Origin of the sequence: Luxibacter massiliensis, assembly GCF_900604355.1 — a bacterium.
Classification (GTDB): Bacteria; Bacillota; Clostridia; order Lachnospirales; family Lachnospiraceae; genus Luxibacter; species Luxibacter massiliensis.
Window position 1 is genome coordinate 3,352,345 of sequence record NZ_UWOE01000001.1, and the last position, 13,957, is coordinate 3,366,301.

Annotated in this window: 13 protein-coding genes; all 13 read right to left on the reverse strand. The window is 44.2% G+C overall.

Translation table 11 applies throughout. From position 1 onward, the window contains the following. Positions 1 to 73 precede the first annotated feature (73 nt). Complete coding sequence (locus EFA47_RS15665; protein ID WP_122644092.1) at positions 74 to 904, reverse strand: carbohydrate ABC transporter permease; 831 nt, start codon at positions 902 to 904, stop codon at positions 74 to 76. 1 nt (position 905) lies between these two features. Beyond that, entirely contained in the window at positions 906 to 1,763 is an 858-nt protein-coding gene (locus EFA47_RS15670) for a carbohydrate ABC transporter permease (protein WP_122644093.1), read from the reverse strand. A gap of 77 nt (positions 1,764 to 1,840) precedes the next feature. Continuing rightward, positions 1,841 to 3,139, reverse strand: a complete 1,299-nt coding sequence (locus EFA47_RS15675) for an ABC transporter substrate-binding protein (RefSeq protein WP_122644094.1) — start codon at positions 3,137 to 3,139, stop codon at positions 1,841 to 1,843. Positions 3,140 to 3,244: 105 nt separating this feature from the next. Next, a complete protein-coding gene (locus EFA47_RS15680; RefSeq protein WP_122644095.1) occupies positions 3,245 to 5,884 on the reverse strand; it encodes an alpha-L-rhamnosidase in 2,640 nt (879 codons plus the stop codon). A 401-nt stretch (positions 5,885 to 6,285) separates the two neighbouring features. Continuing rightward, entirely contained in the window at positions 6,286 to 7,029 is a 744-nt protein-coding gene (locus tag EFA47_RS15690) for a DUF169 domain-containing protein (RefSeq protein WP_122644097.1), read from the reverse strand. Between the two features lie 12 nt (positions 7,030 to 7,041). After that, the gene (locus tag EFA47_RS15695; RefSeq protein WP_122644098.1) at positions 7,042 to 7,848 is read right to left on the reverse strand and encodes an energy-coupling factor transporter transmembrane component T family protein; all 807 of its coding nucleotides are present in this window, start codon (positions 7,846 to 7,848) and stop codon (positions 7,042 to 7,044) included. Position 7,849: 1 nt separating this feature from the next. Then, positions 7,850 to 9,427, reverse strand: a complete 1,578-nt coding sequence (locus EFA47_RS15700) for an ABC transporter ATP-binding protein (RefSeq protein ID WP_122644099.1) — start codon at positions 9,425 to 9,427, stop codon at positions 7,850 to 7,852. Beyond that, entirely contained in the window at positions 9,412 to 9,972 is a 561-nt protein-coding gene (locus tag EFA47_RS15705) for an ECF transporter S component (protein ID WP_122644100.1), read from the reverse strand. Before EFA47_RS15705 ends, EFA47_RS15700 begins: the two co-directional genes overlap by 16 nt. A gap of 388 nt (positions 9,973 to 10,360) precedes the next feature. Further along, positions 10,361 to 10,999, reverse strand: coding sequence for a PepSY domain-containing protein (locus tag EFA47_RS15710; RefSeq protein WP_122644101.1), 639 nt, complete (start codon positions 10,997 to 10,999; stop codon positions 10,361 to 10,363). Between the two features lie 39 nt (positions 11,000 to 11,038). After that, positions 11,039 to 11,341: a hypothetical protein gene (locus EFA47_RS15715; RefSeq protein WP_122644102.1), complete on the reverse strand. Its 303-nt coding sequence runs from the start codon at positions 11,339 to 11,341 to the stop codon at positions 11,039 to 11,041. Between the two features lie 32 nt (positions 11,342 to 11,373). Further along, positions 11,374 to 11,970, reverse strand: coding sequence for a PepSY domain-containing protein (locus EFA47_RS15720; protein WP_122644103.1), 597 nt, complete (start codon positions 11,968 to 11,970; stop codon positions 11,374 to 11,376). 148 nt (positions 11,971 to 12,118) lie between these two features. After that, positions 12,119 to 12,892, reverse strand: coding sequence for an ABC transporter permease (locus EFA47_RS15725; RefSeq protein WP_122644104.1), 774 nt, complete (start codon positions 12,890 to 12,892; stop codon positions 12,119 to 12,121). Beyond that, positions 12,882 to 13,832: an ATP-binding cassette domain-containing protein gene (locus tag EFA47_RS15730; protein ID WP_122644105.1), complete on the reverse strand. Its 951-nt coding sequence runs from the start codon at positions 13,830 to 13,832 to the stop codon at positions 12,882 to 12,884. Before EFA47_RS15730 ends, EFA47_RS15725 begins: the two co-directional genes overlap by 11 nt. Between the last annotated feature and the right edge of the window lie 125 nt (positions 13,833 to 13,957).

The window sequence follows — 13,957 nt, forward strand, 5'->3', positions numbered from 1 at the left end:
CTCCATAAGCTTTGTAAAATAGCAAAAAGACGGCCCCCTGCCGTCTGTATTTCACCGTCTTTTGCCACCTTTATTATCCCTTTACAGCTCCTGCTACCATTCCTGCCACAATTCTCTTATTAAAGAAGATAAATAGAATCAGCATAGGAATCGTAATAATGATCACATCCGCAAACAAAAGATTATATGAGCTGGAATACTGCCCCATAAAATTATAAAGGGTCAGCTGTACTGTCGCATTCTCTGAGCCGGGCAGAAAATACAGGGGATTCGTAAAATCATTAAATATTGTCACAGCATCTAAAATAATTACCGTAGAAGTCACAGGCTTTAAAAGAGGAAAGATAATTTTTGTAAATATCTGCCACTTTGTGCACCCGTCCATGTACCCCGCCTCCTCCAGTTCTATGGGGACTGAACTCATAAATCCTCTGTACAGCATAATCGTAAAAGGAATCTGAAGCGCCGCCTCCACCATAACCATACCGAATAGAGTCTTGTAGATATGCAGGTTCTGCAGCACCCATATGGTGGGGAGTATGGCCGCCGGCACCATCAGTCCGGCCATAATCAGGGAATTCATGGTACCCATAACCCTGTCTCTGCGTCTCTGAAGTACATAACCTGCCATGGAGCTTACAGTGACCAGCACCAGGACAGACCCTGCCACGAGGATAGCGCTATTTTTAAATGCTGTTATTATCTGATAATCATTAGCACTGAACACCTCCACAAAGTTTGACCACTGTAATTGAGACGGCCAGGAGATACTCAGAAGATTTGCTTCCCGCCTTTCTTTCAGGGCATTTACAAACATAAAAATAAAGGGGACTACAAATATTATAAACGCTGCGGCTACGCCAATAATGTCCCACAGTAAGGTCAATCTCTTCCTTTTATTCATGTCAGTCTACCTCCTTACTTAGCAGGAATCTCTGAAGTGGAAATGCAAGTACTGCGATAACAATAAACATGATCACATTCCCTGCAGTGGAAAGGCCATAATATCCTGCCGCATACTGCTTATACACCGTAGAAGCCATCACTTCCGTTGCAAACCCAGGCCCCCCGCCTGTCATCGCCCAAATCAAGTCAAATGTCCGCATCCCGCTGATAAATGCAAGGATAATGACCGAGTTCATTGCCGGCCTGCTCAAAGGCACAGTAATATTTTTTAACCGCTGCCATCCATTGGCGCCGTCTATTTCCGCCGCTTCATAATATGTCTTGTCAATAGACTGCATCCCTGCAATAAAAATAACCGTCGCTACTCCCACGCCTTTCCAGACGTCTGTAAATATAACAGCATATAGTGCCGTGCTTGTATTGCCAAGCCAGTCGGCGCCCTGTCCTCCAAAAAACTCTATCACCTGGTTAAACAATCCTTTACTTGGATGCATCAGTGCACAAAACGTTATGCCTACCGCAACTGTACTAATCAGGTTAGGGAAAAATACCACAGAGCGCAGTAAATTTTTTGTTTTTATTTTACTTGTCAGGAACACTGCCAGGAAAAATGCCAGAATCAGCTTCAGTCCACAGGTCAGCACTGCATAAATCAATGTATTTGTTATAGAGCTGTATAAAGACTCATCTGAAAAATAGCTTTTAAAGTTATCAAACCCACAGAAAGTGAAACTGTTAAAATCCCAGACTGTCAGGCTAAAGAAAAATGATATGACCATGGGCAGGAGAAAAAACACCGTAAAAATCACCATAGCCGGCACCACAAACCAATTTGAATATATTTTTTTCTTATTCATATCCGCTCTCCAACTTTTACAGCAGATACCCCCAGCAGGCTGTTTCTTTACTGTTTAGGGTATCTGCCGCCCCCTATTTACCAATCCAGGCCTAACTGAGTCGCCTGTTTTTTACAGTCATTGTCATACTTTTGTGCCGCTTCTGCCGCCGTTGTCTGGCCTGAAGCTAGTTCCTGGCAAATAGCCGGGCAGTCTGAGCCTTTTACCTGTGCAATATACTCTAAAGCTGGAAGTGCATTCCCCGCATCCACATAAGGCTGTATATCCTGGGATACTGCCTCATATGCATTTTCAGGCAGCTCGTAATCCTGGATACAATATGGGCCGTCAGGAAGTACTGCCTCTGAATATGCGTCAAGGGCTTCATCAGACACATAGAACTCCATAAATTCAAGGATCGCCTCTGTCTTGTCACTATTCTTATTTCCAAACAAACCTGCCGGATACCACAATGTCATTCCATTTATGTCCTTTGCGTCATTTGGCACCGGGAAAAATCCAAGGTCATTGACCTGATCCCCATACAATTCATAAATATTTGTCAGCGCCTGTGATAGAATAAACCAGTGCCCTGCCTCGCCATTAGCCATGATATCGCATCCATCGTCATATGTAGTGGCAAGATAATCTTCATTATAGTACGGCGTGGTCTCCTCCAGTTTTTCAAAGCTCCTCAAAGCTTCCTTGGTGGATTCCCATTTTGCCTCTCCCTTGTCAAAGGCGGCTGCAAAGTCTGGATTGTCTGTCTCCAAATTATAGGCATCCCCCAGAAATACTACCTGTGAGGTCCAGGAATCTGCAAATGTGCCCAATATGGCGGTTTCCCCGGCTTCCTTCAGTGTATCGCAATTGGATAAAAACTCATCCCATGTCCCAGGCACCTCAAGGCCATATTCCTGGTACATTGTTTTGCTGTACATAACACCTTCCGCCTGTGAAGACTGATAAGGTATGCCATATACCTTTCCATCCACAGATACTGCAGACTTGTATCCATCATCCAGCCTGTCTGTAAATTCTTCATCCGTAATATCAATGAAATATTCCGCCGGGTTTATGGCATTTAACAGTGCTCCTGAATTATACAGGCAAAGATCTGCCATATCGCCGGATGCCAGCCTGGTCTTTACAATATTATCTCCATCAGAACCTCCTGGCCTTGTCTCAGTTTTAACTGTAATTCCAAGCTTTTCCTCGGCAAGATCTACCACAGCCTCAAATCCCGCGGTAGACACATCTGTGTCAATCAGCAGGGTAAGTTCTGTCAGGCTTCCTTCTTTCCCATCGCCCCCTGTGTCCTTTGAAGCTCCACATCCAGCAGCCGCCCCGGCTACCATAGATACACATAAAAGGACAGAGAGTAATTTCTTTTTCATATTTTTTCCTCCTAGACTTTATCTTATATGAATATACTATCATCATATTTTCTGCATTCACATGGAGTATCAGGTCAAATACATTGACGATTCTTCCAACTCTTCTTAAATACAGTACCTAATTTCATAGACTCCCGATCCTGCCTGTGCCTTCCATCCATCTTTGGTATTTTCAAAAGAAAGGCCTCCTGAGTCTACTATTTTAAGGGCGCCATAGGGACATATCTCTGCCTTTGTATTACAGGGGATCCCTACTCTCAGAGTCACCTCGCCATCCTTTACTTTCCATTGCGAACATATCCTTCCATACACACTCTCATATCCACATTTTACGTACTCAAGGCCGCCGCCAACATGGGGCGTCACCGTAAATTCTTTAAATCCCGGCGCGTCCTCTTTTACCTCAATCCCGGCAGCAACACGATACAGCCAGTCCGCCACAGCGCCATAAGCATAATGGTTGAAGGAATTCATGTCTGCACTCCACATTGTCCCATCCGGTTTTTTCCCATCCCAATGCTCCCATACTGTTGTAGCTCCTTGTTTTACCTGATACAGCCAGGAGGGGAAATCCTCCTTCAAAAGTAACTCATACGCCTCTTTTGTGTGGCCATTCTGGCTTAGGGCATGGCAGAAATATGGGGTTCCCACAAATCCAGTCACAAGATGCCCGTTTTCTTTATGCAGCAGCCTTATAAGATCTTCTGTTACATTCTCTTTATATCCTTCCGGCACAAGATCAAAATATAGAGATACGATCTGTGCTGTCTGTGTCTGTACATTCATCCTTCCATTTTCAAAAAATGTATCCTGGTAGGTTCCTTTGATATCCTCATATAATCTGCAGTATTCTTCTGCGTCCTTTTGCTCCCCTATTACTCCTGCCATCTTTGCAAGCAGTCCTGTAGAATAAGCATAATATGCAGTACAGGTAAGATCATTGGGCGTTGCGCCAAAGTAGCTGCCCTCCTCAGCATCCAGTGCCACCCAGTCGCCAAACTGAAGCTTATAGTTCCAAATATTTCCCCTTGAATGCTCTCTCATAAAATGTACCCACTTCTTCATGCTTTGGTACTGTTCCCTGATGACTGTTTTATCCCCATACATTAAATACAAGGTCCAAGGCATAATGATATCCACATCTGCCCATGCAGCCGCTGAATGCTCCCCATCTTTCATCAATCTGTCCTGAGAGGCCTTTCCTATCAGAATATCTGGTACTACATGGGGCACTCCCCCTTCTGGAGTCTGATCTTTTGCAACATCTACCAGCCATTTTCTATAAAATGTATATGTATCCATCAGATACGTAGCCGTGCGGCAAAATATTTGTGCATCCCCCGTCCATCCCAGCCGCTCATCTCTCTGGGGACAGTCTGTAGGCACATCCAGAAAATTGCCCTTCATGCCCCACAGAATATTGTGATGAAGCTGATTGATATCTCTGTTGGAACACTGGAAGCTGCCTGCGGCAGCCATATCTGAATGTACGGCGTAGGCCGTAAAATTCTCTTTTTTAAGTTCTCCTGGATAAGATGTCACCTTTGCATATTGAAAACCCTGAAAAGAAAAATTTTCATGGAAGGTAATTTCTTGTTCGTTCCCACAAATATAAACGACAGTCTGCTTTGCGGAACGTAGATTATCCAAGTATACATTCCCATGGGCATCCAATGTCTCAAAACAATTCAATTCAACCTTGTCTCCAGGTTTTCCTTTTACAGAAAACGTTATCCACCCTGTCATATTCTGCCCAAAATCCAGCACTGTATCTCCCTGTGGAGTCACAAATATTTGTTTTGCCGGTACTTCTGTAACCTGGCGGACCCTGCATCCGCTCTGTGCCTCCATAACTGAGGTATCAAACACCACTTCCGACACACTGGCCCAATCCTTGTCCTGGCAGCCGTTTTCATTCCATCCTTTAATCTCAAGCCTGGCATCATATATTTCACCATCATAAATTTCAGAAAACAGTATGGGGCCATATGTACCTTTCCATCGGCTGTCAGTACAGATTGTATCATGGCTTCCGTCATCATATTCCACCTCTATCTGGCAGGAGAATGCCGCCTGCTTTCCATAATGGCCGCGCATTCTGACAAAACCCATATCCCCCTTATACCAACCTGCGCCAACCATCGCACCCAGTGTATTCTTTCCCTCTCTAAGATGTGCAGTCACATCATATACTTGGTATAAAAGATGTTTATTATAAGAAGTCCAGCCTGGGGTAAACTCATCTTCGCCGATCTTATTTCCATTAATATAGAAGTGATACAAACCCAGAGCCGTAGTATAGGCATATGCCGCCCTTATCCTCTTTGGGGTTTCTATTTCCAGTCTCAAATAAGAACCCCTGCTCTCCCCGCTGTCCGATTCCTTTTCAATAGTAATAAACGCCCCTTTCCACTTCTCTTCTCTAAGAGCCGTAACAAAACTGGCCTGCTCCCATTCTGTCACTCCTGCCGTAGTGTCTGCTTTCACACGGATATAATATCTTTTAGACGGCTTTAGTCCCCTGTCAATATCTGCCCCGCCTATATGTGTAGACTCCTCATGGCACTCCTGCCTGCACTCATAGGCCAGAGTAACGAAGTCTGTATCTTCTGCAACCTGAAGTTCAAATCCTTTCTGATACACATTCATTTGATCTGATACAAGTTTCCACCCCACCTGCTCAAATTTTTCAATTCCCATAGGATTCACCTGATAATTAATCAATATTTCTGCTATCTTTACCATTAACCTTCCTCTCTTTCTGAAACATATCCCTTTATTGCTAAAATAGCATAATCTAACAGACAGTGGGATAGAATATTGCGTCATATTTATGGATTATCCAGTTATTTGCGCCCAGAAATCCCCCATGCCCTCCCAGAAGGATGGACTCTGAAGCGCCCAGCCATATATTGAGGTTAGATTCTGCTGAGCCAAAAAATATACCAGCCAAAGAACATGCAGTAATTACACATTCTATAGCTGGTATAATATTTGGATATTTCCAATCTTTTAACTTATATCCGAAGGACATGGATTATGGTATATGGCCCGGCGATGTCTAATTGCCTGCCACAAAAACGACACTTCATAAGTATAAAGGGGTCTGTCCCTTTTGCAAAAGGGACAGACCCCTTTATACTTTCTTAATAATTGGGCTGTGTTGCTACAACTCCCTCTGTAATTGTCTCGAACAATTCAAACGGAATACCCACCGCCATATCCTCAGGACTCCACTTACACAGCATTCTGGTACTGGGGCATAGTACACTGACATTCATCTCACCTGTCAGATAAGGAGAGGCAGTCAGTTCAGAGCACATTCCCTGCATGGCGCCCATGTCGATCTGCGGCTTTCTCCCTGTCCGGTATTCATATCCTTGTATAAGCCGCATAGACTGTAGTGCATTTGTCAGAATTATTATAATATCTGGCACCTGGGTACAATCCTTCAGGGGCACGATTGCAATTCCATATGTAGACACTGGCATACGGTGGAGGCTTTTTATGGAAGAGCGCATTCGCCTTGCCACAGCCACAGAGGAATATAATTTATAAGAAAAATACTCCTCTCCACTCTCAATTTTTTCTGTACTTGGCTCCAGAGCCAGGGCAGTGGTACCACCGTCACACTTGTGATGTTCCAGCCTGCTCTTCAGGCTTTTCCCCTGAAACCCTTGTTTGACCATTACACAATAGGGCATGGCAGCTTTCGTTTCCTCCACAGGATATTTGTCATATTCCTCCCTGGTGAACAGAAAAGTAATCCCCACGGGTTCCCTTTCCAACTCCAGTATATCCTTCAGAGTCTCTATACACCCCCCGATCCGCTCCCTGGGGTACTCCTCATGGGGAAGCCCATACTCAATATTAGAATGCTTAAACGGCATAGTATTCCTCCTTTATCGTGCAAATGCAAAACTAAAATGAAATAAGTTAAATTTGACCAGGAACAGGACAAGCAATCCATATAGTAAAAAAACAACTGCCAGGAAGAGCCAGTCTGACCTGTCTGTACCTATTCTGACATAAAAGCTCCGATTCGCCTGCCTGCCAAGCCCCCTGCTCTCCATTGCGCAGGCTACCCGTTCTCCCCGTCTTGCCGCTGTGCTGATTAACGGCAGCAAAACCCTGAAAGGCGATGTAAACCTGGAAAACAGATTTTTATTCCATGGGATCCCCCTGATCTCCTGGGCCAGATGAATGCTGTCAACCTGTGCCTGCAGTTCTGGCAGAAACCGGTATGCAGCCAACGCAGCATACCCATGGACAACCGATACCTTACACTGCATAATCAGGCTCAATACCAGATCCCGGGGCCTGGTCGTCAAAACAAACCCCATGGAAAGTGTAACCAATGTCAATATCCTGAATCCCAGGGAAAATACATGGATCAAATCCCGCCTGCTCCAGGCAAAAATCCAGAAAGACCATACAGCATCTGTCTCCTCTCCCAGTCCTCTCAATATTAACATAGAAAACATAAATATGATACTGACAGTAATAAAAATCAGCAGGCGCCTCAACAGATTTTTCATAGGAATTTTCCCGCCAATCCAAATTGTCATAAACGAAATCAGAAATGTGGCTATGGGCAGGACTGGGAAATATGAAAGGCTTACAATAACGGTCAGTACCAAAATTATCCCCAGCTTAATGATAGGGTTTCTTCTATGTAAGTAAGAATCATGTTCCATATATGCAAACATCTTATGTAACCTCCTCCTGCTTTAGAGAGTGATTAGCAAAATATTTCTCAGCAGAACCATCAAAAGCAATTTTCCCATCCTTTAGCTCAACAACTCTGTCCGCGTATTCTGCCGTCAGGGCCAAGTCGTGGGTAATCATAACAATTGTTGTGCCGCCTTCATTGAGCCTTTTCATATCCTTCATCAGCTCATGCCTGTTTTCAAAGTCCTGCCCGTATGTAGGTTCGTCCAGAAACAATATCTGCTGCTCTGTCAAAAGCATAGCGGCTACACTCAGCCGCCTCTTCTGCCCCTGGCTCAATATAAAGGGACTTTTCTCTCTCTCAGCCTCCAAGTGGAATAACTCCAGCATGTCAGTTACCCTTTTCTCTTTTTCGAAAGAGCTGATTTTTTCCTTTTTCAGGCTGAACATCATTTCTTCCTGCACAGAATTGGTCACAAACTGGTTCTCTGGGTTCTGGAACACCAGGCCCATCCTATGATACAGTTCCCTCTTCCTGTATTTCTCCACCGGTTTCCCCGCCAATAGAATACTGCCCTCTTCCTGTCTGTTAATCTGAAAAATCAGCCTCAGGAGTGTCGACTTGCCAGCGCCATTTTCGCCTAGCACGGCAATAAAATCTTGTTTTCGAATCGTTAAGTCTACCCCATTTAAAATCTGCTTTGGTCCTGCCTGCTGTCTGCCGCCCGTTCCTGGATATGCAAACCTGACCCCCTGTAGTTCCAGAATGGGAGTTCCCGCCCCAGCCTTGTATTCTGCCTGGAATTTTTCTGGGGCCTTCAAGGTATCCGCACTCCCCCCTACTCTCTTTACAGAGTCTGCATAGTTCTTCAGCCTGCCAAATATAGTTTGGATCTCGCCGGGAGTACTCCCTGTTACAATTTCCTTTTGCCTATTGATCCAAAACATAAAATCCACTTCGTCCAAAATCTCTTCCAGATTATGCTCTACAAGAATAATTGTTTTATTTTTCTCCCTGGCCAGCCTGGTAATAAGCAGCAATATCTCCTTTCTGCTCTGGGGATCCAAGTTCGCAGTGGGTTCGTCTAAAAGCAGTATTTCTGGATCCATAACCAATATAGAAGCAATTGCTATTTTCTGTTTCTGCCCGCCGGACAGGCTATTCAAATCATACGCCTCATATCCGCCCATGCCTACATATTCCAGCACCTGCCGTATACGTTTTTTCATGTCATCCTGCGTAAAGCATAGGTTTTCCATTCCAAATGCCAGCTCCTCTTCTACTGTAAATGTACAAAACTGGCTTTCCGGATTCTGCATCACCAGTCCTATTTGAGCACACCGATATTTTGGAAGCTGGGTGGTAATGTCTTTTCCTTTATACAAAATGCGGCCCTTCATATCCCCCTCTGTCATGTGAGGGATAATTCCGTTGAGTAAATACAGAATTGAACTTTTACCACAGCCGCTTTCCCCTGCAATTGCATGTATCATGCCTTGAAAAAATTGCAGGGAAAGTCCTTTCCACACACAGTCTGCCTCACCCTCATAGAGAAATGACCCATCCTGTATCTCCAAAATGGCATTTCCTTTCTGGCTTCCTAATTCTTTGCACATGCGAATCCCTTCAACACCCCTGTTTTCTTCACTGCGGCAGTGATGCCTTTCACCAGAAGTATCCCAATAACTGTTGCGCTCAGCAGACGGACAATAAGAATGCCTGTTACAATTTTGGCTCCATATGTAAGGGTGCCAAACACAAGCGCATCCCTTGAGAATACCAGCAATGCCCCCAGAATGGCCCCTGTTACCATGTTCTTTAAACTACCTTCATACTTTCCAAACAATGCATAGCCTATCTCAATCCCTATGCCCTGGAGCACGCCTGCAAGCACCAGCTGTATGCCATAAGGACTGCCCAAAAGCAGGTTCACGCCTGCGGTCACTAACGCCCCGTATACCGCAAAACCCGGCTTTCTTACAATATACATTGGCAGGGCTGCTGACAGCAGATAAATGCCAAATGTCAATTCCATAAACACGGTTCCCAGCAATGCAGACAGGGGCATATACGCATAGTCCATCAGTGTATAAAGAACACCGATCACCGCCCCTACCATTGCAATTACTACTACCTCTTTTGTTTTCCATTTTCTGTCCATTTTCTTTCTCCTCTCATCCTACCCCGTGCACAAAAGGCCGCATAGGCCAAAAATGGCTAAACCTAAAGGACTGCATCCTGTTTAAGCAGGATATGCCTATCGTACATATGCCATCATCATGTGCAGCCAGACTCCAAGACCTTTGGACTGCCTGGGCCACTGTGCATTAGGGTGAAATAGTTTGCCCCGGGGCCTCTTTTAATATGTGCCCTTGGGGGTCATAAACCCACGGCATTTATTATATCACAGGCAAATAAATACTTTAAATTGAATATATCTATAAATCCCCAACACTTATATAGTATATCTATAAGTGTTGGGGATAAAAATATCTGCTTAATATTTTCTCAGCTTAATCCTCTAAATGTTAGCTGCCAGAGTCCGACGCTTAATAAAGCAGCGACTCTTCAGACCACTCATTCATTGCTCCGGTCTCTGCATCCATCTCAAATTCATAAGACATATTTTCGAAAATAATCTCGCCTTCATAGCGGTAACGTCCATCATCCATATCTAATTTCATGCGCACATTTTTGTCTGATGCACCCGGGACTTTCTCAAGAACAGCCTGCCTGGCCGCATCCGGAGTGATACTTGTCTGTACTTTACTCCCGTCCACTTGCTCAGCCATATCAATATCCTCCTGATAGATACGTCCGTCTGCAGTTCCTATCTCATATTCAAAATCCTTTTGGGGAGTATATAACTCTACTTTGTACAAATCTCTCCCGTCATCAAACTCCTGCTTAACCGTCAGGGAAATCGTATCTGCCTCCGTTATACCTGCTTTATCTAATGCGATCTTCTTTGCCTCTTCTTCTGTAATTGCGGCATTCGTATTTGCGCCTCCTGCATCCGCGGATGACGCCCCCTGCCCGGCCTGGGATGCTGTATCTGCCGTCTGGTTTTGGTTATCCGCTTTAGAGGCCTGCTGGCTGTTTTGGGCACTGACCGGACTTTGGCACCCTGTTGCCAATACCATGGTGATGCATACTGCTGATAATACAATCATTGACTTTTTTCTCATAATTATGATCCTCCCTTGTTTACTTTTAGTCCAGAATATTTAATCTATTGGATATTGTCCTGTACCGCTCTCCAACTTAGTAATATTTCCAAATCCACTGACTTCAATCTCATACCACTGATTTCCGTTTGAAATAGTGAACTGATACTCATTCCACAGGCCCTCACTCTCGATCTCCTGAGAAATAACTTCCCCGCCTCCTGTCTGGCTTAAAGCTGCCTGCCGCGCCTCTGCCGCATCCACCCGCATGGAAAGCACTGCGACCAGTGCAACTATCAATATAACTGCCACACAGCCTATTGCTGCGCCAATCTTACCTTTTTTACTTAATTTTTTTAACATGTCAGACTCCTCTTCTCTATTTAATTCCCTATTTAAATTCGCTCTTCACTCCACTCGATAAGCGCCCCTGTATTCGCATCTATTTCGAACTCATATTCCACTCTGTCATAAATAATATCGCCTTCGTAGATATACCAGCCATCATCGAAATCCAATTTAATTATAATATTCTGGTCTGTAGCCCCTGGAACACGGTCCAGCGCGATCTTTTTGGCCTCCTCCAGGCTGAGCTTTACCTGCTGTGAGTTTTCCCCGGCTTGTGCTGTACTGCCCTGACTTGCCGACTGGCTGTCTGCTGTCCCCGGGGAGCTGTTTTCCCGTCCCTTCTCTGCATGACTGCCCTCGGCCTGTATATTGCTGCTCTCCCCGGTATTTTGCCCTGGCTGGGAATCGCCGCCGGTTCCCTCCTGTCCCTGGCTGCCCTTCTCCAATTCAGCTATCTGCTGTTTAAGGCTGTCTATCTCTTTCTGCATATCCTCTATACTCTGGGAGCTCTGCTGCGTATCTTCCTGCCCGGACTGTGTACCTGCTGATGATTTGGCGTCTATATTTCTTATCCCACAGCCTGTCATATTTCCCATAATTACCACCGCCGCGGCTGCGGCTATAAACCGGCTCTTTGTCGTCATCCTTTCCCTCCTTTATCCTTCTGCTCTGTTAGTTATGTTTCTGATGATGTCAGTATATAGGGGAAAAATTAAAATAAGATTAAAACAAATAACTTTTTTATTTTATTGAGAAACATCAGAGTATCAGCCCCACTTAAATCTCCGCCGTTTATGAGCTAAGACGCTTTTTAAATAAGGCCAGTGACAGAAAATAAAATACAGCAATTAAACCTATACACCAAAGCAGCGCGGCCGTAAATATCTCTCCATCCAATGGCTTGCCTAATAACGCATTTCTCAGACAATCAATGATCGGTGTCATAGGCTGGTATTCTGCAAATATTTTCATTACATTTGGCAATGTTTCTGTTGGCACAAAGCCAGAACTTATATACGGCAAAATAACCATCAATGCAGACAATGCACTGGCTCCCTCGGCGCTGTTAGATACTATTCCCACCACAACAGCCAACCAGGACAACGCCAGAATAATACCTGACAGCAAAATAAACAATACTCCTAAATCCATCAAGTCAGTAGAGGGGTTAAACCCGAGTATGGCTGCAATAAACAAAACTACAATTGAAATCAAAATACTTCTCACATAAGCTTCTAATATATGGCCATTTAATATAGATATCTTTTTGATTGGCAGGATGCTGAACCTGGCCATAATTCCACTTGCGGCATCCTTATTCATCATAATGGCCGTAGTGGCGGATCCCTGTGCAATACATTGAAGCAAGACGCCAGGGACAATATAATTTACATAGGAAGTCCCTTCTATATGGATCAGTTTCCCAAAAAGTGAGACAAACAGCACCATCATCAGAGCTGGCAGCATAATACTCGTCAAAAATGTATCTGGGTTTCTTTTAGAAAGAAGCAGACAACGTTTTGCTATTGTTATGGTATCCTTACATCTCCTCAAATTATTTTCCATTCGATTGCTCCCCTCTTTCTTTGATCACTGTCAGAAACACATCCTCTAAGTTAGGAGTAAGCTTTGTAAAATCCTGAAAGCCTATATTGTTTTCATAGAATCTATGAAAAATCTCCGCAATTGCATCAGCCTTACCGTCTGTAAATACTGTCAGCCTGCATTCTTCGGGAATAAAAGAAATTTTCTGGTCTTTCATAAGCAGCGCTGCTTCTTCGAGGGTTTCTAGATCACAGAATGAAAACTGAATGGCGCCATGGGGCAGGCAGCTTTTTAATTCCTCAGGTGTTCCCTCTGCAATAATCTCTCCATTGTCTAAAATGCCAATCATATCTGCCAGATATTCAGCTTCCTCCAAATATTGTGTTGTCAAAAATATAGTAACTCCAGTGCGGTTGAGTTCCCGAATAATTTCCCACATATTGCGGCGGCTTTGGGGATCTAATCCAGTTGTAGGCTCATCCAAAAAAATCACCTTAGGATTCCCGACTAAACTCATGGCAATGTCTAATTTCCGCTTCATACCTCCCGAATACGTGGAGACGATCCGGCCCCCCGCCCCAGACAGGCCGAAATATTCCAACAGTTCATCTGCCCTTTTTCCTGGATTTTCCAGGTGGCATAATTTACCCATAATTACTAGATTCTCTTTTCCTGTCAGACATTCGTCGACAGCAGAAAATTGTCCTGTCAGGCTGATGACTTCATGTACTTTATTGGGGTTTTTCCATACATCATACCCCTCTATTTTAATCTCCCCGCTGTCCGCTTTGATCTGTGTTGCCAATATACGGATTGTTGTTGTTTTCCCTGCGCCATTAGAACCTAGCAGGGAATAAATCATCCCCCTTTGTACAGAAATATTTACACTTTTTAATACTACTTTATCCCGGTAGCTTTTTCTCAATGCCGATACAAAAATAGATATACTGCGTTCTTCCATATTTTTTCCTTTCTATCAATATCCCTCTTGTATTTTATAATGAATTTTAATACCAAACCACTGTATGTATTTGGCTGAAAAAGAATCCCGCAAGCGGGGTTCCTTTCTGTCCTTTGTTTAAAGTG

Excerpts from the sequence above, each read along its gene's own strand:
- EFA47_RS15730 (WP_122644105.1), bottom strand. The coding sequence starts at position 13,832 with ATGGAAGAACGCAGTATATCTATTTTTGTATCGGCATTGAGAAAAAGC.
- EFA47_RS15690 (WP_122644097.1), bottom strand. The coding sequence starts at position 7,029 with ATGCCGTTTAAGCATTCTAATATTGAGTATGGGCTTCCCCATGAGGAG.
- EFA47_RS15665 (WP_122644092.1), bottom strand. The coding sequence starts at position 904 with ATGAATAAAAGGAAGAGATTGACCTTACTGTGGGACATTATTGGCGTA.
- EFA47_RS15670 (WP_122644093.1), bottom strand. The coding sequence starts at position 1,763 with ATGAATAAGAAAAAAATATATTCAAATTGGTTTGTGGTGCCGGCTATG.
- EFA47_RS15715 (WP_122644102.1), bottom strand. The coding sequence starts at position 11,341 with ATGTTAAAAAAATTAAGTAAAAAAGGTAAGATTGGCGCAGCAATAGGC.
- EFA47_RS15675 (WP_122644094.1), bottom strand. The coding sequence starts at position 3,139 with ATGAAAAAGAAATTACTCTCTGTCCTTTTATGTGTATCTATGGTAGCC.
- EFA47_RS15720 (WP_122644103.1), bottom strand. The coding sequence starts at position 11,970 with ATGACGACAAAGAGCCGGTTTATAGCCGCAGCCGCGGCGGTGGTAATT.
- EFA47_RS15700 (WP_122644099.1), bottom strand. The coding sequence starts at position 9,427 with ATGTGCAAAGAATTAGGAAGCCAGAAAGGAAATGCCATTTTGGAGATA.
- EFA47_RS15710 (WP_122644101.1), bottom strand. The coding sequence starts at position 10,999 with ATGAGAAAAAAGTCAATGATTGTATTATCAGCAGTATGCATCACCATG.
- EFA47_RS15680 (WP_122644095.1), bottom strand. The coding sequence starts at position 5,884 with ATGGTAAAGATAGCAGAAATATTGATTAATTATCAGGTGAATCCTATG.
- EFA47_RS15725 (WP_122644104.1), bottom strand. The coding sequence starts at position 12,892 with ATGGAAAATAATTTGAGGAGATGTAAGGATACCATAACAATAGCAAAA.
- EFA47_RS15705 (WP_122644100.1), bottom strand. The coding sequence starts at position 9,972 with ATGGACAGAAAATGGAAAACAAAAGAGGTAGTAGTAATTGCAATGGTA.
- EFA47_RS15695 (WP_122644098.1), bottom strand. The coding sequence starts at position 7,848 with ATGTTTGCATATATGGAACATGATTCTTACTTACATAGAAGAAACCCT.